The 25,587-nt window shown below is 73.6% G+C and carries 17 protein-coding genes; 11 read left to right on the top strand and 6 right to left on the bottom strand.

Going from position 1 to position 25,587, the window contains the following annotated elements; all coding sequences use genetic code 11:
- Positions 1–2: 2 nt before the first annotated feature.
- Together ABZ321_RS08860 and ABZ321_RS08855 are read left to right on the top strand one after the other, a co-directional pair.
- The gene (locus tag ABZ321_RS08860; RefSeq protein WP_354890351.1) at positions 3–1,151 is read left to right on the top strand and encodes a VWA domain-containing protein; all 1,149 of its coding nucleotides are present in this window, start codon (positions 3–5) and stop codon (positions 1,149–1,151) included.
- Positions 1,148–6,001: an FtsK/SpoIIIE domain-containing protein gene (locus tag ABZ321_RS08855; RefSeq protein ID WP_354890349.1), complete on the top strand. Its 4,854-nt coding sequence runs from the start codon at positions 1,148–1,150 to the stop codon at positions 5,999–6,001. Before ABZ321_RS08860 ends, ABZ321_RS08855 begins: the two co-directional genes overlap by 4 nt.
- Here ABZ321_RS08855 and ABZ321_RS08850 read toward each other — a convergent pair.
- Positions 5,989–7,596, bottom strand: a complete 1,608-nt coding sequence (locus ABZ321_RS08850; protein ID WP_354890347.1) for an amidohydrolase — start codon at positions 7,594–7,596, stop codon at positions 5,989–5,991. The two genes, ABZ321_RS08855 and ABZ321_RS08850, sit on opposite strands and share 13 nt — an antisense overlap.
- Positions 7,597–7,765: 169 nt before the next feature.
- Here ABZ321_RS08850 and ABZ321_RS08845 point away from each other — a divergent pair, with 169 nt between their 5' ends.
- The 5 genes from ABZ321_RS08845 (at position 7,766) to ABZ321_RS08825 (ending at position 13,758) form a co-directional block, all read left to right on the top strand.
- The gene (locus tag ABZ321_RS08845) at positions 7,766–9,334 is read left to right on the top strand and encodes a putative Ig domain-containing protein (protein ID WP_354890345.1); all 1,569 of its coding nucleotides are present in this window, start codon (positions 7,766–7,768) and stop codon (positions 9,332–9,334) included.
- Positions 9,335–9,408: 74 nt separating this feature from the next.
- The gene (locus ABZ321_RS08840) at positions 9,409–11,772 is read left to right on the top strand and encodes an EAL domain-containing protein (RefSeq protein ID WP_344507583.1); all 2,364 of its coding nucleotides are present in this window, start codon (positions 9,409–9,411) and stop codon (positions 11,770–11,772) included.
- Between the two features lie 16 nt (positions 11,773–11,788).
- Complete coding sequence (locus tag ABZ321_RS08835; RefSeq protein WP_354890342.1) at positions 11,789–12,157, top strand: HNH endonuclease; 369 nt, start codon at positions 11,789–11,791, stop codon at positions 12,155–12,157.
- A gap of 17 nt (positions 12,158–12,174) precedes the next feature.
- Positions 12,175–12,309: a hypothetical protein gene (locus ABZ321_RS08830; RefSeq protein ID WP_354890340.1), complete on the top strand. Its 135-nt coding sequence runs from the start codon at positions 12,175–12,177 to the stop codon at positions 12,307–12,309.
- A gap of 42 nt (positions 12,310–12,351) precedes the next feature.
- Positions 12,352–13,758, top strand: a complete 1,407-nt coding sequence (locus ABZ321_RS08825; RefSeq protein ID WP_354890338.1) for a TerD family protein — start codon at positions 12,352–12,354, stop codon at positions 13,756–13,758.
- Here ABZ321_RS08825 and ABZ321_RS08820 read toward each other — a convergent pair whose 3' ends face one another.
- Positions 13,759–14,121, bottom strand: coding sequence for a response regulator (locus ABZ321_RS08820; protein ID WP_354890336.1), 363 nt, complete (start codon positions 14,119–14,121; stop codon positions 13,759–13,761).
- An 8-nt stretch (positions 14,122–14,129) separates the two neighbouring features.
- Positions 14,130–16,166 (bottom strand): ATP-binding protein, encoded by a 2,037-nt coding sequence (locus tag ABZ321_RS08815; RefSeq protein ID WP_354890334.1) that lies wholly within the window; start codon positions 16,164–16,166, stop codon positions 14,130–14,132.
- Positions 16,167–16,299: 133 nt separating this feature from the next.
- Between ABZ321_RS08815 and ABZ321_RS08810 the strand changes: the two genes are divergently transcribed.
- Positions 16,300–16,599, top strand: a complete 300-nt coding sequence (locus tag ABZ321_RS08810; protein WP_344507571.1) for a YciI family protein — start codon at positions 16,300–16,302, stop codon at positions 16,597–16,599.
- Between the two features lie 49 nt (positions 16,600–16,648).
- The gene (locus ABZ321_RS08805; protein ID WP_354890332.1) at positions 16,649–18,118 is read left to right on the top strand and encodes a hypothetical protein; all 1,470 of its coding nucleotides are present in this window, start codon (positions 16,649–16,651) and stop codon (positions 18,116–18,118) included.
- A 12-nt stretch (positions 18,119–18,130) separates the two neighbouring features.
- Here the strand turns inward: ABZ321_RS08805 and ABZ321_RS08800 are convergent, their stop codons facing one another.
- Entirely contained in the window at positions 18,131–19,369 is a 1,239-nt protein-coding gene (locus ABZ321_RS08800; protein ID WP_344507566.1) for a hypothetical protein, read from the bottom strand.
- 29 nt (positions 19,370–19,398) lie between these two features.
- Between ABZ321_RS08800 and ABZ321_RS08795 the strand changes: the two genes are divergently transcribed.
- Positions 19,399–21,639: an Hsp70 family protein gene (locus ABZ321_RS08795; RefSeq protein WP_354890330.1), complete on the top strand. Its 2,241-nt coding sequence runs from the start codon at positions 19,399–19,401 to the stop codon at positions 21,637–21,639.
- Positions 21,640–21,646: 7 nt separating this feature from the next.
- Here the strand turns inward: ABZ321_RS08795 and ABZ321_RS08790 are convergent, their stop codons facing one another.
- Both ABZ321_RS08790 and ABZ321_RS08785 read right to left on the bottom strand, forming a co-directional pair.
- Entirely contained in the window at positions 21,647–23,803 is a 2,157-nt protein-coding gene (locus ABZ321_RS08790) for an SNF2-related protein (RefSeq protein WP_354890328.1), read from the bottom strand.
- Positions 23,804–23,866: 63 nt separating this feature from the next.
- On the bottom strand, positions 23,867–24,859 hold the full coding sequence (locus ABZ321_RS08785) for a serine/threonine protein phosphatase (RefSeq protein ID WP_344507560.1): 993 nt from the start codon (positions 24,857–24,859) through the stop codon (positions 23,867–23,869).
- 62 nt (positions 24,860–24,921) lie between these two features.
- On the opposite strand from ABZ321_RS08785, the gene ABZ321_RS08780 reads away from it, so the two are divergent.
- Entirely contained in the window at positions 24,922–25,539 is a 618-nt protein-coding gene (locus ABZ321_RS08780) for a helix-turn-helix domain-containing protein (RefSeq protein WP_354890325.1), read from the top strand.
- Positions 25,540–25,587 lie beyond the last annotated feature (48 nt).

Here is a 25,587-nt window from a genome sequence, read left to right as displayed (position 1 = left end):
CCGTGCCGCCGTTCGTCCACGCGCTCATCGACCAGCTGCGCCGGCGGGGGCTGCCGCTCGGCGTCGACGACTGCGACGCGCTGCGCCGCGCCCTCGCCGCCGGGTTCGGCTGGACGTCCGGCGCCGCGCTGACGGAGCTGTGCGTGACGCTGTGGGCGAAGACCGCGGCGGAGGCGGACATGGTGCGGGCGGCGTTCGCCCGGATCGACGCTCCACAGTGGATCCTCACGGCTCCCGCACCGGTTGCCACTGCGGATCCCGCACCTTTGCCACCGCCGTCCATTGTGGATGCGCCGGCGGCGCAGCCGGCCTCCCCGGAGCCCGCGCCGCCGCCTGTCGCCGCGCCGAACCGGGACCTTCCCGCGGCTCCTCCCGGCACCGGACGGATCGACACGACGCTGGTGCTGACCCCGCAGTACCCGCTGACCGAACGCGAGATCGTCCAGGTGTGGCGCGGGCTGCGCCGCCCGACCCGGCACGGCCCACCCGTCGAGCTCGACGTCGACGAGACCCTGCGACGCTCGGCGCGCCTCGGCGCGCCCGTGCCCCCGGTCCTGGTGCCGGCCCGCCGCAACACGACCCGGCTGCTGCTGCTCGTGGACCGGCAGGGCTCGATGGCCCCGTTCCACCGGTACGTCGAGCACGTCGAGCAGGCGGTCCGGCGCGCCGGCCGGCTCAGCGCGCTCACCGTCGTCTACTTCCACAACACGGCCGGCGCGGCGGATCCCGCACTGCTGTCCGCCGTGCCGGACCCGTTCGACCCGGCGCTCGACGCGATCCTGCCGTCCGTCGAGCCGCTGCTGGACGGCACCGTGTACGGCGATCCCGCGCTGACCTCGCCGCTCCCCCTGCGCGAGGTACTCGACACGGTCACCGCGGCCACCGGCGCCGCCGTCATCAGCGACGCCGGCGCGGCCCGCGGCACGCTCAGCCCCGCCCGGCTGCTCGACACGGTCGCGCTCGGCAAGGCGCTGCGGTCCGCCGCGGGCGCCCTCACCTGGCTGAACCCGGTCCCGGCGGCCCGCTGGCGGCGCAGCACCGCCGAGCAGGTCGCCCGGCACGTGCCGATGTTCCCGCTGACCCGCGCCGGCATGTACCAGGCGGTCGACGTGCTGCGCGGCCGCCCGTTCCCCGTGCCGAGGCCGCTGTGACCGCCGGCTCGTGGGTGCGCTCCTCCCCCGTCGCGGCCGGCCTCGCCGCGGCCCGGGCCCGCCTGCCCGCGGGCGCGCTGGAGCTGGCCTGCCACGCGGCGGTCCCGGTCGCCGTCGACGCGGGCCTGCTGCACCTGCTTCGCATCAACTTCTTCCTCGACCCGCCGGCCGTCCTGCCGTTCGAGGCCGAGGCCGCCCTGCTGCTGTCGCCCGTGTTCCGCGAGGTCGGCGAGGACCTGTACGAGATCGACCCCACCCTGCGCGACGCGCTGCTCGCCTCCCTCGTGGCCCGCTTCGGCCCCGAACGACCGGCGCGCGTCGCGGTGCTGCTGGAGCAGTACACCGACCAGCACCCGAGCTGGCACACCCAGCCCGAACTCGAACACGCCCAGCGCCTCACCGCCCTGAACCTGGTCGACCCCGCCCGCGCCGCCGTCTGGCTCGCCGCGAACCGCACCTCCGCCGGCGGCCCCGCCCTGACCCGCGAGTGGTTCGTCGCCATGACCGGCCGCCTCCGCCCGCGGACGTCGCTGGACGACCGGCTCGCCAAGGCCCTCACCGCCGCGGACGCACCGTCGCTCGAGCTGCGACTGTCGGCCGTCGCCGAACTTGGCGAGCTGGCGCTCCTGCCCGGCACCGACGTGCGGGCCATCGCCCTGCAGCTGGAGCGGACCACCCGCAGCGACCCGGACCTACGCCCGCTCGCCGGCGACGTCCTCGAGACGTTGAAGCGGCTCGTCCCGCCCCCGCCCCGCCGTCCACTCGTCGAAGAGTCCGCCGACGGCCTCCAGGCCGTACCGTTCCCCACCCTGTACGGCATCGACCCGCTGACCTTCGACCCCGCCGCGACATGGACCACGCCCGGCAACCTGACCGTCCCGATCGGCACCGACCCGGACGGCCGCCCGGTGCTGCTCGACCTACGCGAACCTGGCCACGGCGGCACGGGCCCGCACGGCCTCGTCGTCGGCGCGGTCGGCTCCGGCAAGTCCGAGCTGCTCCGCACCCTGATCATCGGCCTCGCCGTCACCAACAGCCCGGCCGAGCTCAACATCCTCCCCGTCGACTTCCGCGGCGGCGCCACCTTCGCCGGCCTCGAGACGCTCCCCCACCTCGCCGGCCTGGCCCTCGACCTGGGCGACGACCTGTCCCTCGTCGACCGGTTCAAGGACGTCGTGCAAGGCGAGGTGGTGCGCCGTCAGGAGCCGTTCACCGAACGCCGCCCGCACCTGCTCGTCGTCGTCGACGAGTTCGACGCCATGCTCACCACGGACCCGTCGCTCATCGAGACGTTCGGGACGATCTGCCGGCACGGCCGCGCTCTCGGCATCCACCTCCTGCTGGCCGGCCAGCGCGTCCAGCGGGGCTGGCTGCGCGGTCTCGAGGCCGACCTGTCCCTCCGGATCGCCCTGCGCACCGGCTCCGCGTCCGAGTCCCAGGACGCCATCGGCACCCCTGACGCGTCCGCACTCCCGTACGGTCCGGGCCACGGCTACCTACGCACGCGCGACGACGCCCCGCACCGCTTCCGCGCCGCGTACGTCTCCGGCCCGTACCCGCCGCCGCCCCCGACCTGGGACGACGTCTTCGACCCGTACCGGCGCCCACGCGCGGACACGCTGCTCGACCTCCTCGTGCGCGCAATGGCCGGCCAGGGCGGCCCGGTGCACCAGGTGTGGCTCCCGCCGCTGCCGAAGGAGCTGGCCCTCGGCGCACTACCGGCCGACGGGATACAGGTCGGCGACGGACCGGCAGAGGTCGTCGTCATCGGCGAGGTCGACATCCCCCGCGAGCACCGCCGCCGACCGTTCACGATCGACTTGACCGGCGCCTCCGGCCACCTCGCCATCATCGGTGGGCGCCGTTCGGGAAAGACGACGGCCCTTCTGACGGTGGTCACCGCCCTGAGCCGGACGATGCGCCCGTACAGGGTCTACTGCATCGGCGGGGGGCTCGGATCCCTGATCGACCTGCCCGTCGTCATCGACGTCTTCGAACCGTGGGACGACCTGGTGGCCACGACGATCGCGTCGCTGCGGCGCCACCCGTCGCCCTACACAGTGCTGGTCGTCGACGGCTGGAACAGCGTCCGTGACCGGTATCCGGACCTCGGGGAGCTGCTGCGTGATCGCCAGACGGTGATCGTGGCCGCCGACGAGCGCTGGAACCGGTTCGACGAGGCCGACCTCGCAGAGTTCGGCACGATGATCGAACTCCGCCTCGACGAACCGGAGACCTCCGAGATCTCCGCCCACGACGCCCGGCAGCTCTGGCGCGACGAACCCGGCCGCGCCCTGACCGGCGACGGGCGGCGACGCCTGCAGATCGCCCTGCCCATCAGCGAGCTCGGCGGCTCACACGAGGCCTTCGTCCGCGAACTCGCCGCCGACCGCCGCGCGGAGCCGCTCCGACGGGTCCGGCTCGGCACCTTCGAGTCGGACGGTGCCGAGTTCGCCGTCGACTTCGCCGCCGACCCGCACCTCCTCGTCTTCGGTGGCCTCCCCGAGGACCGGCTGAGGGTGCGTCAGGCGATCGAGCAATCCGTCTCCGGCGAGATCGTCAGCCCCGATCAAGCGGAACGCCTCGCCGAAGAGCTGCGGCAATCGACCGGCACCAGGAGAGCCGGCCCCGACCTGTGGATGCTCGCCGACCTGTGGGTGCTCGCCGACGGCGATCGGGCGAGGCTGAGCGCACTGAGCAGCTGGCTCGTGCACGGCCGTGACCTGCGGCTGCACCTGATCGTGTTCGCCCGGTCATCCGCCGACAACCCCGTGGTATCGGAGCTGAACTCCCTCGCGGTTCCGGTGGTCGTCCTGCCCGCCGACCCCACCCGACGCGCCACCGGCGAGCTGCTGGCCGCAGGTCACCGTCACCCGGCGCGGAAGTTCGCCCTCGATCCGCCCATCCCCACCGCAGACGAACCGGCCGCCCTGTTCGGCTTCGACCCGCTGACGTTCGACCCCGAACAAGCCTGGTCCGTGCCCGGCAACCTGACCGTCCCGGTCGGCACCGATCCGGACGGCAACCCTGTTCTGCTCGACCTGCGCGACCCGAGCGAAGGCGGCACCGGCCCCCACGGCGTCCTCCTGGACGCGACGGGCTCCGATCGGACCGGGCTCCTGCGAACCATCGTCCTCGGCCTCGCACTCACCAACAGTCCGGCGGACCTGAACATCCTCATGGTCGACCTCGACGAGGGCAGCGGGTTCGCCGGGCTCGAGTCGCTTCCGCACCTCGCCGGGCTCGTCCTCGGCACGGGCAGTGCGCCGTCGCTCATCGAACGGTTCGAGGAGGTCGTCGCCGGCGAGATCGACCGCCGGCGACAACCGTCCGCCGGGCGCCTCCCGCGCCTCCTCATCGTCGTCGACAAACCCAGCAGGTTGGACGCCGCGCGGCCCTCGATCCTGGACACGCTCATCGACGTCTGCCGCATCGGGCCGTCGGTAGGCATCCACCTCCTCGTGAACATGCCGACCGTGCGCGCACGTCTGCTGGGAGGGCTGAGCGACTACCTGACGTTTCGACTGATGGCCGGGGACCTCGAAACATCCGATCCGTCCGCGGCGCTCGAGGAGGGCTACCTGTGGAGCGCGACGGATGACAGTCGCCGCACGTTCCAGGTCAGGCTGCTGCCCGATCTCCTCGCCGCTCGGCTCGCCGGGCTCGGGGGGCCCGTGCACCAGATCTGGCTGCCCCCGCTGCCCGAGGTGGTCGCGCTCGGTGACCTGCCGGCCGACGGCGTCACGATCGGCCTGGTCGACCTGCCGCGGGAGCACCGCCAGGCACCGCTGACGCTCGACCTGTCCGGACACGTCGCGATCGTCGGCGAACGCGGCAGCGGCACCACGACCGCCTTGCAGACCGTGGTGCTCGCCCTGGCCCGCCGGGGCGAGCCCTGTCACGTGTACTGCCTCGGCGGCGGCCTCAACACCATTGCCGGCCTGCCGTTCGTCGGCGGCGTCTTCCACCGCGACGACGAGCCCGCCATGCGCCGCCTGGTCGCGTTCCTCAAGCGCCGCCCGGCCGGCGACGGGCCGCCGGTCGTGGTGGTCGTCGACAACTGGCGCAGGGTCGTGCGTAACTGCCCGGACGTCCGCGACCTGCTGACCCTCGGCGATCACGTGCGCCTCGTGACGACCTGTCCGGAGTGGAGCGGATACGGCCCGGACCTCGCCGGCATGGGCACGCTGGTCGAGCTGTCGCTGCACGACCCCACGTCATCCCGGCTCTCCATCGACGGGGCCCACAGGGTCCAGGGCGGCCGCCCGGGCCGCGGGCAGACCGACGATCAGAACCTGGTCCAGCTCGCGGCGCCGACCCGGCACGTCGGCGGCGACCATCACGCATATGTCGCCGAGCTCGCCACCGCGTGGACCGGGCCGCGGGCTCCCCGGGTCGACGGGCCGGCGATGCGGCTGCGCATCGGGGTGCACGAGGACGACGGCAGTGCCTGCTTCCTCGAGTTCGGCGACCACCCGCACCTGCTGATCCGCGGTCCGAGCGATGTCACCGGGCGGCTGGTCGCGGCGCTGGCGGGCGCGGTCGAGGGCCGGCTCTTCACCGCCGTCGCCGCCGCCGGGGTCGCCGACCTGCTCCGGGGCAGGCAGGGCGCCTGGACCGGCCCGCAGCTGTGGGTCATCACCGCCGACGCGTCGGCGGCGCTCGACTCGCTCGTGCCGTTCCTGCCGTACGGCCGTGACCTCTGGTTCCACCTCGTCGTGGTCGACAAGGGCGCGCCGTCCGACGTGGTGCGGCGGCTGGCGGACCTCGGCGCCCCGGTGCTCGCCGTGTCCGACGGCGCGGCGACGCTGGATGGGCGGCCGGTCAGGCTCGACGTTCAGCGTTCGTGAACGACCTGGCCGTCGATGAAGACGAGGTCGGCGGCGGTGTCGTAGAGCTTGGCGTCGGGTTCGAAGGGGTCGCGGTCCAGGACGACCAGGTCGGCGGCCTTGCCGGGCTCGATGGAGCCCGTCAGGTCGTCGGTGCCGTTCACGTAGGCCGAGCCGAGGGTGTACGCGGTCAGGGCCTGCTCCAGGGTCAGCGCCTCGCGAGGGAGCATCGGGACCTGGGAGGTCGGCCAGTCGGCCTCGGCGGAGACCGGGGGTTCGGTGCGGTGGACGGCGACGTGGATGGCCCACCACGGGTTCGGGGTCGTCACGGGCCAGTCGCTGCCGGCGGCGAGGCGGCCGCCGGCGCGGGCGATCGAGCCGAACGGGTACTGCCAGCCGGAGCGTTCGGGGCCGAAGAACGGGACGCAGAGGGTGTCGTTCTGCTCGTGGTGGGTGGCCCAGAGGGCCTGGATGTTGGCGGTGACGTCGAGGGCGGCGAACCGCGGCACGTCGGCGGGGTGGACGACCTGCAGGTGGGCGAGGTGATGACGGGCCGTCGACGGGCCTGCGGCGGCGACGGCGTCCAGGCACTCGCGGACGGCGCGGTCACCGATCGCGTGGAAGTGGACGCCGAAGCCGGCGGCGGACAGCAGGGAGACGTACCGGGCGAGGTGGGCGGGGTCGACGTTGGAGTGGCCGCAGTGGGCGCCCTGACCGACGTACGGGTCGATCATCGCGGCGGTGAAGTTCTCCGCGACGCCGTCCTGCATGATCTTCACGGCGGTGGCGCGGAAGCGGCCGTGCACGGCGGCGGCGCGGCGGGACTCGAAGAAGGCGATCTGCGATTCGTCGCCCGCGCGGTCCCACCACAGCGCACCGGTGACGCGGGCGCGCAGCACACCGGCGGCATCCGCGGACAGGTAGGTGTCGAACTGGTCGCGAGCGCCGGCATACGCACCGACGATCGCGTCCTGCCAGCCGGTGACGCCGAGGCTGAACAGGTACCGCTGAGCCTCGGCGAGCGCGCGGTCGTAGTCCTCGGCGGTGTCGGCCGGCAGCAGGCCGGTGACCAGGTCCATGGCGCCCTCGTGCAGCACCCCGGTCGGCTCGCCGGCGGCGTCCCGCTCGATCCGGCCGTCCGGAGGGTCCGCCGTGACGCGGGAGATGCCCGCCAGCGCCAGCGCGCGGCTGTTGACCCATGCCGAGTGGTGGTCGCGGTTGGGCAGGAAGACGGGCCGGTCGGGGGCGACGGCGTCCAGGTCGTCGCGGTGCGGCAGGCCGCCGGGGAACGCGGCCATCGACCAGCCGCCGCCGGTGATCCAGCCGGAACCGGGGTACGCGGCGACGGCGGCCAGGTACTCGGCCTTCGTGTGCCACGGCGTGAGGTCGCAGCGCAGCCGCTCCAGGGCCCCGGAGACGGGGTGGATGTGGGCGTCCTGCAGGCCGGGCACGAGCGCGCGTCCGTCCAGGTCGACGACGTCGAAGGCACCGCCGGCCAGTTCGGGCAGCACCGTGGCGCGGGGACCGACGGCGACGATCCGGCCGTCCCGGACGGCGACCGCGTCCGCGGCGGGCGAGCCGAAGATCCGGCCGCCGATGAACAACAGCGCACTCATGCAGGGCAGCATGACGGCAACGGTGGGGGTACGCAAAGGGTCCGCCCCGTTGACCGGCATGCCCGTCGATGTGATGGTGCCATCACCACATCGACGGTCGGCGAAGTGTTCGCGGTATCCCCGCGGGCGCCCGCTGCGTTTCCCCCCAACCCGAAGGGACCACCCACCCATGCGCACAAGACGGGTCATCGCGATCGGCGCGGCCATGCTCGCCGTCGCCGCGAGCGTCGTCGCCGGGCCGGCACCCGCCCAGGCGGTCCAGGTCACCGGCCTGACGGCGACGATCGCCCTGAACAACTGCTCCGGTGCTCTGGTCCGGTACCCCACGTCGGTCGACAGCGACCGGGCGATGCTGCTCACCAACGGGCACTGCTACGAGGGCGGCTTCATCAACGCCGGCGTCGTGCTGCAGAACCGCACCAGCTCGCGCACCGGCACGCTGCTGGGCAACACCGGCAACTCGCTGGGCACCGTGCGCGCCGACAAGCTGATCTACGCGACGATGACGAACACGGACGTCGCGCTGTACCAGCTGACCCAGACGTTCGCGCAGATCAAGACCAGCTTCAACACCACCGCCCTGACGATCGCCGGCACCCACCCGGCCGACGGCGCGGCGATGACGATCCCGTCCAGCTACTGGAAGCAGGTCTGGACCTGCACCATCAACGGCTTCGTGCCGACGCTGCGCGAGGACCAGTGGACCTGGCACGACTCGATCCGTTACAACACGGGCTGCCAGACCACGCACGGCACGTCCGGCTCGCCGATCGTGTCGTCCGCGAACAACACCGTCATCGGCATCAACAACACCGGTAACGACGACGGCGCCCGCTGCACGCTGAACAACCCGTGCGAGGTCGACGCGAACGGCAACGTCACGGTCGTGCAGGGCCAGAGCTACGGTGAGCAGACCTACTGGTTCACCACCTGCCTCAACTCGTCGCGGGCCATCGACCTGACGATCGCCGGCTGCCTGCTCACCAAGCCCGCCGGCACCGGCAACACGGTCACCGTCACCAACCCGGGTGCGCAGACCGCGACGGTCGGCACGGCGAAGTCGCTGCAGATCTCGGCCTCGTCGTCCGGTTCGGGCCAGACGCTGACCTACTCGGCGACCGGCCTGCCCGCGGGGCTCACCATCAACTCCAGCACCGGCCTCATCTCCGGCACCCCGACGACCGCCCAGACCACCACGTCGACGGTCACGGCGACGGACACCACGGGCGCGAGCGGCACGGCGTCGTTCGGCTGGACGGTCACCGGTGGCGGCGGCGGCACGTGCAGCGGCCAGAAGCTGCTCAACCCTGGCTTCGAATCCGGCGCCGCCTCGTGGACCGGCACCAGCGGCGCCATCGGCCAGTGGGCGTCGCAGGGCCAGCCCGCCCGCACCGGCACGTACTCCGCCTGGCTGCTCGGCTACGGCTCCACCCACACCGAGTCCATCTCCCAGGCGGTCACCATCCCCGCCGGCTGCTCCGCGACCCTGACCTTCTACGTCCACATCGACACCGCCGAGACCACCACCACGACGGCGTACGACAAGCTCACCGTCACCGCGGGCTCCACCACCCTCGGCACACTCTCCAACCTGAACAAGGCCACCGGGTACCAGGCCAAGACCTACAGCCTGAACGCCTTCGCCGGCCAGACCGTCACCCTGAAGTTCAACGGCACCGAGGACTCGTCGCTGCAGACGTCCTTCGTCCTGGACGACCTGGCCGTCACGGTCAGCTGACCCGCGGGGGCCCGCACCCGGAGTAAACCGGGTGCGGGCCTCATGCCGGGCGGTCACGGACCGATGGTGCGGCCATGAACGTGACGTCCCCGCCCTCTGACGGTTCGGTGACGCCGCTGCGACTGACCGCACCCCTGGCGATCACCGCCGGTCTCGTGGTGGTGGCCGCCCTCTGGTTCGCGGTCGGTCTGGTGTACCGGACGCCGGCGCTGCTCGGATGGTCGACGCTGCTGGTCAGCGTCCCGGTCGCCGCCACCAGCTCGTGGCGGGCCGGCGGTCCGCAGCGGACCTTCTGGCGGTACGTGAGCGTCGGCCTCGTGCTGGTCGGCTGCGGCGCGATGAGCAACGCCCGCGACAACCTGGTCGGCGTGGACCGCAACCAGCACGTCAGCGGCGTCACCTCGGCCATCTACCTGAGCGGCCTGCTGGTCATGATGATCGGCCTGCTGCGCATCCCGGGCATCCGGCGGACCGGCGGGGCCTGGACCCGCTTCGGCCTGGACATCGCCACGGTGATCGTCACCACCATCACGTTCGCCTGGCATCTGGTGTACCCGCGGTGGGAGTCGTGGTTCGCGGGCAGCGCGGGCGACACCTGGTCGGCGCTCACCGTGGTCGGCGGCGGCTTCATCTGCGTCTTCGCGTTCATCAAGGTCGCGTTCACCGGCACCGGGCCGATCGACCGGCGGGCGCTGCACCTGCTCGCGCTCACCGGCGCGGTCGGTGCGGGCGGCGGGTCCCTCGCGCCGCTGCTGGCGTCCCGGCCGCACCTCAACACCTCCCACCTGATCCTGCCGGCGACCTGCCTGGTGCTGTGCCTGGCCGCCGACCGGCAGGTGCGGGCGCTGGGTGTCCCGCCGCCCCCGGACCGCCTGCCCGGCCGGCGGCTGAGCGTCATGCCGTACGCGGCGGTCGTCGCCACCGGTGCGCTGCTGCTGGTGTCGACGATCCAGGATTCCGCGGACGTCGTCGTCGTGGCCGTCGGCGCGATCACCGTCACCGTCCTCGTCGCCGCCCGGCAGATCATCGCGCTGCGCGACAACGCCGCCCTGCTGCAGGAGCTCGACGCCCGGCTGCACGACAACGCCCGGCTCGTGAAACAGCTCGACTCCCGGTTGCGCGATCTCCACTCGTACCAGCGCAAGCTCGCCCACCAGGCCGGCCATGACGCGCTGACCGGCCTCGCCAACCGCACGGTCTTCGCCGAGGCGACCACGACGGCGCTCGGCGGCGGGTCGGTGGCGCTCAGTGTCGCCGTCATCGACCTGGACAACTTCAAGGGCATCAACGACCAGCTCGGGCACGCGGTCGGCGACGCGCTGCTGCAGGCGGTCGCCGCCGTGCTGACCGCGCACGTACCCGCCGGCAGCACCGTCGCCCGGCTCGGCGGTGACGAGTACGCGCTGCTGCTGCACGGCACCGACCAGGCCGCGCACGAGTCGGCGCTGAACACGCTCACCGCGGAGCTGCGCCGCCCGCTGCAGGCGGCCGGGCACGACCTCGTCGTCGAGGCCAGCATCGGCCTCGCCGGCGCCCGGCCCGGCGACACCGCCGCGGAGCTGCTGCGCCGCGCCGACGTGTCGATGTACGAGGCGAAGAACCAGGGCAAGGGCCGCTTCAGCGTCTACACGTCCGCGATGGACCAGCGCGGCGCCGAGCAGGCCCGCGTCGCCGCCGACCTGCGGACCGCGCTGGACACCGGGCAGCTGCACCTGGTGTACCAGCCGATCGTCGACATCACCGACGGGTCCCTGTACGGCGTGGAGGCCCTCGTCCGCTGGAACCACCCCGAGCGCGGCCCGATCTCGCCGGCCGAGTTCATCCCGGCGGCGGAGCGCACCGGCCTGATCGTGCCCCTCGGCGCGTGGATCCTCGCCGAGGCGTGCACGCAGGCGGCCCGCTGGCAGTTCGAGCTCGGCCCGGACGCCCCGGCCATCGTCAGCGTCAACGTCTCCGCCCGCCAGCTGCGCGAGGCCGGTTTCGCCGCCGACGTCGCCGCCGTCCTGCACCGCACCGGCCTACCGGCCCACCGCCTCACCATCGAGGTCACCGAGACGGCCGTCTTCGACGGTGGCACCGCCGTGGAGACCCTACACGCGCTCAAGGCGCTCGGCGTCGCGGTCGCCCTCGACGACTTCGGCACCGGCCACTCCTCGCTCGGCCTGCTGCGCACCTGCCCCGTCGACCTGCTGAAGGTCGACAAGTCGTTCGTCGACACGGTCACCCACGGCGGCGAGCACGCGGTCATCGCCGCCGCGCTCATCGACATCAGCAACGGCCTGCACCTGCGCGCCGTCGCCGAGGGCGTGGAGACCCCCGAACAGGCCGCCGAGCTGCGCCGCCTCGGCTACCGCTACGCCCAGGGCTACCACTACGCCCGCCCGCTGCTCCCCGCCGACCTCGAACGCCACGCCCTGCGGCGCCCCGCCCACGCCTGACCACCAGGGAGGTCCGATGTCGCTGACCGTCCGCCCGCGGCGGCTGAAGCTGCGTGACCAGCTGCTCGCCGCGTACGAGGGACGCTGCGCCATCAGCAGTGTGGCCACCCGGGACGTGCTGGAGGCCGCCCACATCGGACCCGCCACGGGCCCCGCGGCCGACGCCGTGACCAACTGCCTGCTCCTACGGGCCGACCTGCACAACCTCTTCGACGCCCACCTTCTGTGGCTCGACGACGACTACACCGTCCACGTCGCCGAGTCGATCACCGACGCCACCTACCGCCACTGGCACGGCCAGTCTCTTCACCTGCCGATCAACCCCCGCGTCTGGCCGGATCTGGACGCCCTGCGCCGCCACCGCGACGCCCGCCCCGCGCTCTAAGCTGCCCGCATGACCGAGTGGCCGCGCAACAGGCCGCCACCAGGTGGCGGGATCACTCGCTGTCCGGCGCCGCTCCGCCGCAGGCGCGGGCCGCGCTCGTCGCCCACCGCGGCCTGTACGTGCTGCTGCAGCGCCTCCGTGGGGCGCGGTAGGTTCTTCAGGGACGCGATGATGTTGAGGCCGAGGAGGGGCACGTGGCTCAGGTGTTCACCCGGGGACAGAAGAGCCCGCTGTCGGCGCTGACCAGCGCGGACGAGCTGTACGTCGGGGTGTTCCTGGACGGGCCCGGGCTGACGTGGGACATCTCGTGCTTCGGGCTCGACGCGGCCAACAGGATGGCCGACGACGCGTACTTCATCTTCTTCAACCAGCCGAGCTCGCCGGAAGGGTCGATCCAGAAGGTCGGCCCACAGGGCGGGGACACCGAGGGGTTCCGGGCCGTGCTGAGCAGGGTGCCGGAGAAGATCGCGAAGCTGTCGTTCTGCGCGTCGATCGACGGGGCGGGGACCGCCCGGCAGCTGCGGTCGGGGCACATCCGGATCATGGCCGGTGGGCAGGAGGTCGTGCGGTACGGCTTCACCGGCGCGGACTTCGGCGCCGAGCGGGCGATCATCATCGGCGACGTGTACCGCAAGGGGGTCTGGCGGGTCGGGGCGGTCGGGCAGGGGTTCGCCGGCGGGCTGGCGGACCTGATCCGCTCCTACGGCGGGACCGTGGACGAAGAGCCCGAGCCGGCACCGCCGCCTGTGCAGGCGCCACCGGCATTCGCGCCACCGCCCGTGCAAGCAACGCCGCCAGTCCAAGCGCCGCGGCCCGTACAAGCGCCGCCGCCTGTCCAGGCGCCGCAGTCCTTCGCGCCGCCGCCACCTGTACAACACCGGCCGCCGCAACACGGTGGACCGGTGCCACACGGTGCACCGGTGCCGCCGCAGCCTGAGCGGGTCCGGCCCGGGGTCATGACGAGCCTGGACAAGTACCGGGAGGCGCCGACCACCGGCCGGTGGACGAAGCAGAGCAGCAAGATGGTGAAGGTGACGCTCGGGCCGGAGGTGCACGCGCGGCGCGGGTCGATGGTCGCCTACCAGGGCAACGTCGAGTTCATCTACAAGGGCTCCGGCGGCCTGCGGGCGATGTTCGAGGGTGCCGTCACCGGCCAGGGCCTGAAGCTGATGACGTGCAAGGGCCAGGGCGAGGTGTTCCTCGCCGAGAACGCCACCGACCTGCACATCGTCGAGCTCAACGGCCAGTCGTTGTGCGTCAACGCCGACAACGTGCTCGCGTTCGACGCCACCCTGCAGACGGAGATCGCGCGGATCGAGAGCCCCGGCATCCCGGGCGGCGGCATGTTCCACCTGGTGGTGTCCGGGCAGGGCGCGATCGTGGTCATGACCCGGGGCACGCCGGTGACGCTGCTGTGCCAGGGGCCGACGTTCGCCGACATGAAGGCTGTCGTCGCCTGGACCTCCGGCATGCGGGTGTCGGTGACGACGCAGGTCAGGGTGTCGCGGCAGCTCTACGCCGGCGACAGCGGCGAAGGCCTCGCGCTGCAGTTCATGGGGTTGCAGGGCCACTTCGTGGTGGTGCAGCCGTACGAGGTCTGATCACTTGATCAGCGCGGTGCAGCGGGCGATCAGCTCGTCGCTCTGGAACGGTTTCATCATGTAGTCGTCGGCGCCGGCGTCGAGGCCGGCCTGCAGGTCGGCGGGCATGGCGTAGGCCGACAGCATGAGGATCGGCACGCCGGCGGTGGCCGGGTCGGCGCGCAGCGCGCGGCAGACGTCCAGCCCGTTCAGCCGCGGCATCACGAGGTCCAGCAGCAGCAGGTCCGGGAGCTCGGCCCGCACCTCGGCGAGCGTCCGCGCGCCGTCCGGTGCGGTGCGGACCGTGAAGCCGGCCCGGGTGAGCAGCCGGGTCAGCGCATACGTCAGGTCCTCGACGTCCTCCGCGATCAGTACCGTCGCCATCGCCGCCGTCAGCTCCCTGAGGACGCCGGCGGCACCGGCTGGCGGGTCGGCAGGCGGACGGTGAAGATGGTGGCCGGCTCGTCGGGCTCGCTGACGGCGATCGCGCCGCCGTGCTGCTCGACGACGGCGCGGGCGAGGGTCAGGCCCAGGCCGGTGCCGGGCACGCCGCTGTGGCGGGCGGAGTCGGCGCGGAAGAACAGGTCGAAGAGCCGGGGACGGTCCTCGGCCGGGATCCGCTCGCCGACGTTGGAGACGCTGAGGGTGGTGGTGCGCTCGTCGCCGTGGACGTGCACCCCGACGGTGGAGCCGTCGGCCGCCCAGGCGAGCGCGTTGGCGAGCAGCTCGTCCACGACGCGGCGCAGCCGTTCGGCGTCGCCGTCCATCGGCACCGCGTCCGGGGCGTTGACGTCGACGGTCACCGCGTTGGTGATGCCGGTCCGGGCGCTGTCGGCGGCGGCCCGCACGACCGCCGCCAGGTCCATCGGGGCGGGCACGTGCCTGATGTGACCGGACCGCATGCCGGCCACCTCCAGCAGCCTGCCGACGAGGGTGTGCAGCGTGCCGGCGTTGCGCTGCATCACGGCGAGCATCTGCCGGTGCTCGTCGGCGAGCCCGGGGTCCTCCAGCATCAGCTCGGTGTAGGAGTGCAGGGTCGTCAGCGGGGTGCGCAGCTCGTGGCCGACGAGGGCGATGTACTCGTCGCGGGTGCGGTCCAGCTCGGCGGTGAGCCGGACCGCCCGCCGGCGCTCCAGGAACTCGCCGAGGTGGGCGCCGACGCCGGTCACCATGGCGAGGCGCACGTCGTCGGGGACCTCGACGAGGTCGCTGTAGCAGACGAGCACGCCGAGCACCGCCGACCCGCTCGGGATCGGCACCGCCAGCGCGACCTTGACCGACCCCCAGCCGTCCTCGGCGCGCAGGTCGCCCTCGTGCACGGGCGCGGCGGCCTGCCAGGCCCGGCCGGGGATGCCTTCGCCGCACGCCAGCGGGTCGCGCACCGGGCGCGGCAGCTCGTGGTCGCGGTCGACCCAGTGGGTGGCGCGGCGCAGCACGTGCGCCACGGCGTCGACGGTCCAGAACTCGGCCGCGGCCCACTCGGCCTTCGAACCCACCAGCTCCACGACTCGGGCGAGGATGCCGTCGACCGGCCCCGGCCCCCTGATGGCCTGACCGACCAGGATCTCGCACTCCTTGAGCGCCGCCGCGCGGCGGTGCGCGGTCACGTCGTGGATGGCGGCGACCGCCGCCAGCCCCGGCTGGCCGAGCACCGCCCGGCCGTTCACGCGGAAGTGCCGGCGCGGCACGCCCGGGGTGCGCCGCACGATCTCGGCGTCGCGCACCCGTTCGCCGCGCAACGCCCGCACCAGCGGCAGGTCTTCCGGGGCGATCGGGCGCCCGTCCGGGTGGTGCAGGTGCAGCGCCGGTCCCCACTCGGTGGGCGGCACGGCGATCTGGGCCCCGAGCAGGTCGCGGGCGGCGTCGTTGGCCAGCACCACCCGGTCGTCGTGGCCGCAGCCGACCACGGCCGCGTCGAGGCTGTCGAGCAGCGCCTGCAGCACCTGATGCTCCTCGTGCAGCCGCTGGTGGGCGAAGACCTCCGCCTCCGCCCGGGCGTTGCTGCTGCGCAGCTGCTCGGCCAGCTGCGCGAAGCGCAGCCCGTCCGGCTGGGACTCCACGTAGGCGGTGACGTCGTCCACGCGGTGCACGATCCAGCGCAGCCGGCCGTCCTCGTCGCACACGGGCACGCTGACCGGCGCCCAGAACCGCTTCTCGAAGCCGCCGCCGACGCGCGGGATGTCGTACTGGTGGATCGCCATCACGTCGGTCGTCTGCTCCCGCAGCACGCGCCGCAGCGAGGCCTCGAGCGACGCGACCCCCGGCGCGTCCGGGTCGTCGGGGTTGACGGGGAACGCTTCGAACACGTGCCGCCCGATCAGGCCGTGGCGGGTGCGCATCGTGGCGGCCAGGTACGCGTCGCTGGCGTCGACGATCGTCAGCTGCGGATCCAGCACCAGCAGCGCCGCGGGAGCGTGCTGGAACAGCAATCGGTAGCCAACCGTCGTAGTCGTCTCCACCGGCATCGCCCCCGTCGTGCCTCGTATCCGGACATTTTACGCTTATCATCCAAGCGGGGTGCGGAGATCCCGGCGCCGCGCGGCCCGTGGGACGATCGGTGCCATGGCCGAATGGATCTACTTCATTCACCCACCGCGGGCCGACTTCGCGGCGACCATGACCGACGAGGAGCGGGCCGCCTGGGGCCTGCACTTCGAGCGGTTGCAGCGGCTCCTGGCCGACGGGGTGCTGATCCTGGCGGGTCCGACGCTCGGCGAGACCAACACCGGCGTGGCGGTCTTCGAGGCGCCCGACGAGGCGGCGGCCCGGCGGATCATGGAAGAGGATCCCGCGATCGCCGGCGGGTTCGCGACCGGCGAGCTGCGGGAGTTCCGCGTCTCCCTGCTACGGGGACGCCCGTGACCCCGCGGCCGGGTCGGCGCCGACCGGCGGCATCTGCGATCATCGCTGGATGCGCCGGCCCCCGCACTCGCTGACGTCATCCGAGCGGCAGGTCCGGGCGGGGTTCCTCGCCGGTGAGGTGGTCGACCTGTCAGCGGCGGCGGCGTCGGTGCGAGCGGCTGCGCTCGCCGACCTGTTGAGCCGGCCGGTGGACCGCGCGGCGCACCCACGGGCGGCGCTCCGGCTGCGCGGCGCCACGGTCACGGGCCCGCTCGACGTCGCGCACGCCGTGGTGGCGGTGCCGGTCGAGTTCCAGGACTGCACGTTCGACTCGCCGGTCGACGTCTCCGGCGCTGACCTCGTCGACCTGCACCTGGTGCGCTGCCGGCTGCCCGCCCTGCAGGCCCGGCTCGCGACCGTGCGCGGCGACGTCAGCTGCGCCGCCTCGGAGGTCGGCGGCGCGCTCGACCTCCGCGACACCCGGGTCGGTGGCGACCTCGACCTGTCGGAGGCGCGGCTGCACAACCCGGGCGGCAACGCGCTCGCCGCCGCCCGCCTCACCGTCGGCGGCAGCCTCCGCGGCTACGGCCTGCACGCCGCCGGCGAGCTGTGGCTGGGCGGCGCCCAGATCGGCGGGAACCTCCTGCTCGACGGCGCCACGCTGACCAACCCCGACGGCCGGGCGATCGGCGCCGACCGGCTGTGCGTGGGCGGCAACCTGCGCGCCGGCGGCGGCTTCACCGCCGACGGCGACCTGCTGCTCATCCACTCCGAGATCGGCGGGCAGGTCCGGTTCGTCGACGCGACCGTCCGCAGCCCGGACCGCTGGGCGCTGCACCTCGGCGGCACCACCGCCGGCAGCCTGTGGATGTGCTTCCGCACCCCACCCGACGGCCGGGTCCGGCTGTCCGGACTCAAGGTGGACACGCTGTTCGACGACCCGCGGGTGTGGCCGGAGCGGCTGGACCTCGTCGGTTGCACGTACCGGCTGCTGATCCCGCGCACCTTCGACGACGGCGCCGACGACCCCGGCCGCCTGGCCACGGTCGACGTCCGGCAGCGGCTCGACTGGCTGCGCCGCAGCCCCGACGGTTACGCGCCGCAGCCCTACGAGCAGCTCGCCTCGGCGTACCGCGCCGCTGGCCAGGACACCGAGGCCCGCCGCGTCCTGCTGGAGCAGCACCGCCGCCGCCGCGCGACGCAGCACTGGCCCGGCCGGCTCGCCGGCTACCTGCTCGACGCCCTCGTCGGCTACGGCTACCGCACCTGGCTCGCCGCCCTGTGGCTGCTGGCCTGCTGGGTGCTCGGCACGCTCGCCTTCACCGTGTGGCCGCCGGACGCCCGTACCCCGGCGGACTCCCCGGACTGGAACCCCGCGCTCTACGCGCTGGACCTCCTGCTCCCCATCATCGACCTCGGCCACGACTCGGCCTGGCACGCCACCGGCTCCACCCAGTACGTCGCGGCCACCCTCATCATCATGGGCTGGGTCCTCACCACCGCCGTCGTCGCCAGCCTGTCCCGCCTCCTCAACCGCTGACACCACCCCGGATCAGAACGGCGGGTCGTCCGCGCCGGTGAATGCCGGATCGATCCACCAGTCGCGGTACGGTCCGTTGAGGGTCCAGGCGAGGGAGTCCTGCGTCCAGGGGTCGGCCTCGGTGCGCCGGCGGTCGCGGAGCAGGGAGTTCAGGCCGCCGAGCGCGTGCTCGCGCACCGCGGTGGCGGCGTGGGTGCGGACCAGCGGGTCGGGGTCGTCGAGCAGGTCGCGGACCGCGCCTTCGATGACGTCCCGCTCGCGGTCGTTCCTCGGAAGTTTTCGGGCCAGGATGTACGCGGCGCGGCGGCGGCGTTCGAGGTCCTCGCCGGCGAGGGCCGGCAGGACGTCAGCGAGGGTGAGCATCCCGAGCGCCGTGAGTGCCTCGATGTCGGGTGGGGTCTGCGACCTCGCGTGCCTGGCGATGGCGTCAGCGACGGCCTTCGCGGGGGTGCGGCGAGGGTCACGGTGTTGCCACCGCAGCAGCTGATACAGGTGCGCCCGGACGGTGGGGTCGCCGTCGGTGGACATCGCGTCGGCGACGGCCGTCCGGGCCTGTTCGCTGATCACCGGCGACAGCAGCAGCGACTCGCCGGCGCGGGTGCGGCGCTGCGGTGACGGATCTCCGGCAAGGGCCGCGATCAATGCGGGCTCGTCCAGTGGGAGCCGTTCGCCGAACCAGCCGACGTCGTAGCCGGCCATGACCTCGTCCAGCCACCGTTCGTACCAGGCCAGGAAGTCGGCGTCCTCGACCACGTACGGGCCGAGTCCATCGGTGTCGAGGTTGAACAGCCGCCCCCGCGCCGGCCCGGTCACGACCAGGCGCGTGTACAGGGTGCACCCGTGGAAGGCGATCGGCAGCGTGCCGCGCAGGAAGATCCGGTCCATCGCCGGCGGGTCCTCGTAGCGTTGCTCCCAGTCGTCGGGGTACCGCGGTCCCGGCAGGTACGGGCTGGGTTGTGCGAGGTGCCCCGGCCGGCACCGCGCATCACTGCACGCGCCCGCAAAGCTCAGCAATTCGCAGCCGGGGCCGGCCCCACCGCCGCCGAGCTCGGTGATGAACAGCCGGTACGCCGGGGGAAGCGTGACCTCGTGCCGCTCCTCGAACGCGGTCACCGCCGCCTCGGGGACCGGCGGTTCGAGCACGAACTTGTGTGATTCCACGCCGAACGCGGGTGGGAGCGACGGCAGGGCGCGGGCCGCTGTCAGCTTGGCGGAGATGCGGGCCAGGCGGGCGCGGTCGGTGTCGGGCACCCGGTGAGCGTAGGGCCTAGGCTGCAGGCGTGGTCGATGGATACCGGCTGGGTGTGGACTTCGGGACGTCGAACACCGCGGCGGTGCTGGCCGGGCCGGGCGGGCGGCGGAGCAGGCTGGTGTTCGGGCGGGACAACCTGTTGCCGTCGGCGGTGTGTGCGCAGGAGGACGGGAGCCTGCTGGTCGGGCGGGATGCGTTGCGGGCCGCCAGGATCAGGCCGGAGTGCTTCGAGCCGCACCCGAAGAAGCGCGTCGACGACGGCAGGGTGCTGCTCGGGGCGCACGAGGTGCGGGTGGAGGACCTCGTCGGGGCGGTGCTGGGGCGGGTGTTCCGGGCGGCGGGCGAGCTGACCGGGGGCGAACGCGTGCGGCGGGTGACGCTGACACATCCGGCCGGCTGGGGGCGGCTCCGGCAGGACGTGCTGCGGGTGGCCGCGGAGTGTGCCGGCGTGGCGGAGGTCGACCTCGTGGCGGAGCCGGTCGCGGCCGGGACGCACCTGGTGCGGCACGACGTGGGCGTCCGGCCCGGGGCCCGGGTGCTCGTCTACGACTTCGGCGGTGGCACGTTCGACGCGTCCGTCATCCGCTGCGACGAGCACCTGACGGTGCTGGCCTCGGCGGGGCTGTCGGACGCCGGCGGGCTCGACATCGATCAGGCGATCTTCGACCATCTCGCCGAGGTGTACGGCGACCGGCCCGGCTGGGCCCAGCTGCGGGCGCCGGGCGACGCCGCGTCCCGCCGGGCGAGCAACCTGTTCCGCGACGACCTGCGCGAGGCCAAGGAGGCGTTGACGGAGGCCGGCTCGACGTCGGTCCACGTGCCGATCCTGGACACCGACGCGGTGCTCGGGCGGGAGACCCTGGACCGGCTGGCCCGGCCGGTCGTGGAGCGGACCGTCCGCGCCGCGTTCGAGGCGGTGCGCGACGCGGGACTGCGGCCCAGCGAGCTCGACGCGGTCTATCTCGTCGGCGGGGCGAGCCGCCTGCCGCTGGTGTCGACGATGCTGCTCGAACGGTTCCGGATCCCGCCGGTGCGGCCGGACCAGCCGGAGTTCGCCGTCGCCGAGGGCAGCCTCACCGTGGCCCCGCGCCGGACGACCGCAGGCGGTGCACCAGCGCCCGACGAGCCGGCAGTCCCGCACGAAGACGACGGCGAGCGGCTCCACTACGCCGAGTACCAGTACCGGCACGGGAGGCTCGTCGAGGCGGAGCGGACCATCGCCGGCCTGGTCGGGACCGCGCCCAGCGACGCCGGCCGGCTGCTGTGGGGTGAGCTGCTGCTGCTCCGGTACGACCAGGAAGCCGCCGCCCGGCAGTTCCAGCTCGTCCGGGACGCGCACGGCGCCGGCGACCGGGTGGCGTTGCAGGCCCGCCACCACCTGGCTCGGTGCCGGGTGGAGGAGGTCGGACTGTCGCGGGCGGAGCGGGTACGGGTGCTCACGCGGGTCAACGCCCTGCACGACGAGCAGCGCCGGGCGGCCGGCCCGGACGACCCCGACACCCTGGCCACCCGCGCGCTCGCCACCGTCGTGGAGATCTCGCTCGGCGAGTCGCGGGCGCGGACAGAGCCGGCACTCCGCGCGGTGCTCGATGCGCAGCGCAGTCGCCTCGCCGCGGACGACCCGGCGACGTACCGGACGTGGCTCGCGCTGGTGCGGGCGCTCAGCGCCTGGAAGGACTGGGAGGCCGCGCGGACGGAGGCGGCCGCGCTCAACCGGCGGCTCCGCGAGCACGGCGACGGCCACCCGCTGCGGCTGACGGCCGCCGACGCGTACTGCCACCTGCGCACCCGGCAGGCGCGGGCCGTGCCCGCCGGCCCGGCCCGCGCCGACGAGGTCAAGGCCATCCACGCCGACGCGGTCCGCATCGCCCGGGCCGCGCTGGGCAAGCACCGCGACCTCAACGGCGACGCCCATCCCCGGACGGTCCTCGCCCGGTTCCGGTTCGGGGACTGCCTGATCGAGGCGGGCGACCGCGCCACCGGGATGGCCGAGCTCCGCGCCGCCCTGCGCACCGCCGACGAGGTCATGGGCCGCGACCGGCCCCGCACGTGGCAGCTGCGGCTGGAGCTGGCCGGCCGGCTCACCGACGGCGGCGACACCGACGAGGCCGAGCAGATCTACCGGGACGCCGCGGCGGCGCTCCCCCGGCGGCTCGGTGAGGACAGCCCGCTGGCGGCGAAGGCCCGCGACCGCCTCGCGAACGTCGCCGAGCGCAACGCCACCCTGTCGCACCGCATCAAGCGCCGGCTCCGCGGCCTGGCCGAATAGCCGGACGTCATTGGTTGACCAGGGCGCCGGCGAGGCGTTGCTGCTCCTCGGCGACGATCATCCGGGCCAGCTGGACCTCGGAGATGTCCACGGCGCCGGGCGAGGCCTGCGCGATCGTGCTGTGCCGCACGTACGCGTCGAAGAGCTGGGCCTTCGAGCCGAGGATCTCGATCATGCGCTCGTCGACGGAGTCCGCGATGAGCAGGCGGTGGACCTGGACGGTGCGGACCTGGCCCATGCGGTGGGCGCGGGCGATCGCCTGGGCCTCGATCGAGGGCTTCACCTGCGGCTCGCACAGGATCACGACGGAGGCGGCCTGGATGTTCACGCCGACGCCGGCCGCCTCGATCTGGCAGACCAGCACGGCGGGCTTCCGGGAGGCGGTGAACTCGTCCACGATGCGCTGCCGGTCGGCCACCGGCGTCGACCCCGTGATCGGCCCGCGGGCGTCGGCGCCGAGCGCCGCGTGCACCACGGCGAGGACGTCACGGAAATACGAGAAGACCACCACGTGCCGCTTGGCCGCCAGCGCCTCCTGGGTGAGCTCCAGCAGCCGGGTCAGCTTCGCCGAGTCACGCGGGCGGCGGGTCACGAACGCGGCCCGCCGCATCGCCATGAAGTTGCCCTCCTGGACCGCGGCGCGGTAGGCGGCGGCGTCCTCGGCGCCGAACTCCTCCCACTCGTCGACCTGCACGAGCTCCGGCAGCTCGGTGAGCACGTCGGGCTGGTTGCGCCGCAGGTACACCGGGGCCGCCGCCCGGCGGAACGCCTCGACGCTGATCGCCGCGTGCTCCGGCCCCATGTCCGCGGCGATCTCCGGCCGCAGGTGCTCGATCAGCGCCCGGAACTCGTCGATGCGGTTCTCCATCGGGGTGCCGGTGAGGAACAGCACCCGGTCGGACTCCGCCGCGACCCGGTTCACCGCCTGCGAACGCTTCGCGTCGGGGTTCTTCACGTAGTGCGCCTCGTCGACGACCAGCAGCGCCGGCCGGGGCGGCGGCAGCGGGACCGCGCCCAGCGACCCGAACGTGACGACCCCGACGCCGCCCTGCGCCCGCCACCGGGCCGCCGCCCGCGCCCGCCCGTTGCCGTGCAGCGTGACGACGGGAATCGTCGAGTGGCGGGCGATCTCGCGGGACCAGTTGATCAGTACACTCGCCGGGCAGACGACCAGGAAGTGGGTCGCGCCACGGGCGGCCAGGTGCGCCATCGCGGCGATCGCCTGCACCGTCTTGCCCAGCCCCATCTCGTCGCCGAGCACGACGCGCCGCTGCACCAGCGCGAACCGCGCACCGAACGACTGGTAGCCGCGCAGCCGCAGGCTGTCGCTGAGCCGGGACGTGTCCAGCTGCTGCGCGCCGACGCGTTCGACGATGTCGGCGGGCAGGAACCCTTCGCTGGCCGCGACGTCGCCGCCGAGCCCGACGACCTGGCTGAGCAGGCCGTAGTAGTCCGCCGAGTGCCGCTCGAAGTCCCGCCACACCCACCGGTCGCCGGGCGTGCGGACCTTGCGCACCTCCCGCGCCGCCTCCGGCAGGCCGGCCTGCTCCGCTTCCTGCAGCGTCGCCTGTACGGCCTGCGCCGCCTCTACCGCGGCGGCCCTGTGCGCGGCCCGCATGAACATCCGGCGCCACGGGCCCGCCGCGGCCGGCCCGGCCATCGGCCGCTGCGCCTCCAGCCGCTCCTGGCACCGTTGCGCGTCGGTCTCCTGCGCCCCGGCCGCCTGCCACACCCCGCGCCACACCGCGAGGGCCCGCACCAGCCGCGTCATGTCCGCGTTCTTCGGGTCGAACTCGATCCTGAACTGCAGCGAGTCCGTCGCCGCCCGCTTGAGCTGCTCCGCGGCGGTCATGGTCTTGCGGGCCGTCTCCGCCCCGATCCCCGGCACCTTCGTGAGCCGCTCGGGCCCGGACCGCAGCACGTCCGCCACCGAACAGATCCCGTGCGCCGGCAGCTCGTCGAGCCGCGCCCGGCCGTCCACGGTGTCCTTGACCGTCTCGATCGACATCTTGCCGATCGCGTCCCACACCTGTGGCTCGCGCGCCACCTCGTACGCCGCGACGACCTCCTGCCGCGCCGCCGCCACGGTCCCGGTGACCGTCTCGGCGTCGCCCTGCATCTCGCCCGCCCGCGCCAGCAGGGCACGCGCCTCCCGCGGCCTCATGCTCGCTGCGCCGGCATACATGTTCTTGAAGGTACCGATACAGCGCCGGTGCCGCTCGGCGGGTCACTCCGGGAACGGTGGGGTGCGGGTCACGCCGTACACCTGCCAGAAGAAGTCGTTCATGGCCGCGGCGACCGGAGCGTGCCGCGCGACGATCTCCGCGTGCGGTGCGGGGAGCCCGCCGGGTGCCGCTCCCGCCGCGCACCGGCGCAGGTAGGCGTGGCGCTCGGCGGGCCCGGTGATCCCGGCGACGTTGGCGACGATCCAGTTGAGCAGCTCCCGCACGGCGTATTTCGCGTCGTGTTCCCGGTGGTGTACGACGAACGCCCGCTCCTGCGCGGTCAGCTCGAACCGGGGCGACGTGGCCAGCCCGAGATCCGTCAGGTAGAGCCGGTCGCCGTCGGTCAGGATGTTGCCGAAGTGCGCGTCGAAGTGCAGCAGCCCGTTGGCGTTCATGAAGGCGACGGCGGTCTTCAGGCGGCGCTCCACCGTGCCGACGGCGTCCGGATGCTCGCGCAGCCACGCGTCCAGGCGCTGCGGGACGTACTCGAGGAACAGCACCACGCTCGCCGACGCCGCCGCGAGCGCCTCCAAGCGCCGCCGCACCGCCGTCGAACCGTCCCAGTACGCGACGGCCCGGTCGATGTCCTGGTGCTCCTCGGCCGGCGGCGGCGCGCCCGGCAGCACGCGCCAGTGGTAGAGCAGCGGGAACGCCTCGGTCCTGCCGTCCAGCACCCAGCTCGTCGTCATGGTGTTCGCCGCGAGCTCCCGCCACGCGCCGAAGCCGCCGCCGCCGTGCGCGACGACGCTGTAGTGGCAGGACGTCGGCAGGTCGAACAGGTTCGCCGTCGACCGCACGTGCCGCGGGAGCCGCTCCAGGTCGGTCAGCGCGAGCCGCTTCGCGAAGACCGGCGTGCCGGCGACGTCCACCAGGGCCGAGGCGCCGCCGACGCCGACGCCGAGCGCCTGGGCGTTGTCGACGAGCTTGGCGAGCCTGGCGTCGCTGAGCAGGGCCAGCTCCGTGGAGACCGCGCAGAACCTGCTCAGCCGGGACATGGCGGCAGCCTAGCCCGTGCGCGGCGCCGCCGGGGGCGGGTGGCGCTCCGTACGATGCGCGCATGGGCAACGACGGCACAGAGGGACGCTCCTACCGCAAGGCCGCGGTGCGGCGGGCGGAGATCCTGTCCCAGGCCATCGCGCTGTTCGCGGAGCGGGGCGTGGACGCGTCGTTGCGCGCGATCGGTGCGGCGATCGGGGTCTCGCACGCGGCGCTGCGGTACTACTTCTCGTCGCGCGACGAGCTGCTGGTCGAGGTGTACCGGGCGCACGAGCAGGTCGAGCACGGCGACGCGGCGCAGAACGGGCTGTCGGCGGTCCGGCTGATGGAGCGCAGCGCGGAGCGCAACCGCACGATCCCTGGCCTGGTCGAGCTCTACGCCACGCTGACCACGGACGCCCTGCAGGCGGGGCAGCACCCGCTCACCCACGAGTTCGTGCGGGACCGCTTCCGGCTGCTGCGCTCGCACCTCGCCGAGCGGGTCCGCGCCGGCCAGCGCGCCGGCGCGATCGCCGCGGACATCGATCCCGACGACGCGGCGGCGCTGGTCATCGCCGCCTCCGACGGGCTGCAGCTGCAGTGGCTCCTCGACCCCGAGGCGGTGGACGTACGGCGCGCGCTGGCCCTGCTCGAGCGGCTGCTCCCCTCGTCGCCGACGGACGGGCCCGGAGCCGCTTGACCCCAGATTCTTCCATTGGAAGAATCACGCCGAGCCGCTGCCCCGCAG

Source organism: Dactylosporangium sp. NPDC006015 (assembly GCF_040614215.1).
Classification (GTDB): Bacteria; Actinomycetota; Actinomycetes; order Mycobacteriales; family Micromonosporaceae; genus Dactylosporangium; species Dactylosporangium maewongense.
Note: the sequence above shows the minus strand (reverse complement) of the source record. Positions and strands in the feature narration are given on the sequence as shown.

Excerpts from the sequence above, each read along its gene's own strand:
- ABZ321_RS08835 (WP_354890342.1), top strand. The coding sequence starts at position 11,789 with ATGTCGCTGACCGTCCGCCCGCGGCGGCTGAAGCTGCGTGACCAGCTG.
- ABZ321_RS08840 (WP_344507583.1), top strand. The coding sequence starts at position 9,409 with ATGAACGTGACGTCCCCGCCCTCTGACGGTTCGGTGACGCCGCTGCGA.
- ABZ321_RS08845 (WP_354890345.1), top strand. The coding sequence starts at position 7,766 with ATGCGCACAAGACGGGTCATCGCGATCGGCGCGGCCATGCTCGCCGTC.
- ABZ321_RS08805 (WP_354890332.1), top strand. The coding sequence starts at position 16,649 with ATGCGCCGGCCCCCGCACTCGCTGACGTCATCCGAGCGGCAGGTCCGG.
- ABZ321_RS08780 (WP_354890325.1), top strand. The coding sequence starts at position 24,922 with ATGGGCAACGACGGCACAGAGGGACGCTCCTACCGCAAGGCCGCGGTG.
- ABZ321_RS08850 (WP_354890347.1), bottom strand. The coding sequence starts at position 7,596 with ATGAGTGCGCTGTTGTTCATCGGCGGCCGGATCTTCGGCTCGCCCGCC.
- ABZ321_RS08790 (WP_354890328.1), bottom strand. The coding sequence starts at position 23,803 with ATGAGGCCGCGGGAGGCGCGTGCCCTGCTGGCGCGGGCGGGCGAGATG.
- ABZ321_RS08820 (WP_354890336.1), bottom strand. The coding sequence starts at position 14,121 with ATGGCGACGGTACTGATCGCGGAGGACGTCGAGGACCTGACGTATGCG.
- ABZ321_RS08785 (WP_344507560.1), bottom strand. The coding sequence starts at position 24,859 with ATGTCCCGGCTGAGCAGGTTCTGCGCGGTCTCCACGGAGCTGGCCCTG.
- ABZ321_RS08810 (WP_344507571.1), top strand. The coding sequence starts at position 16,300 with ATGGCCGAATGGATCTACTTCATTCACCCACCGCGGGCCGACTTCGCG.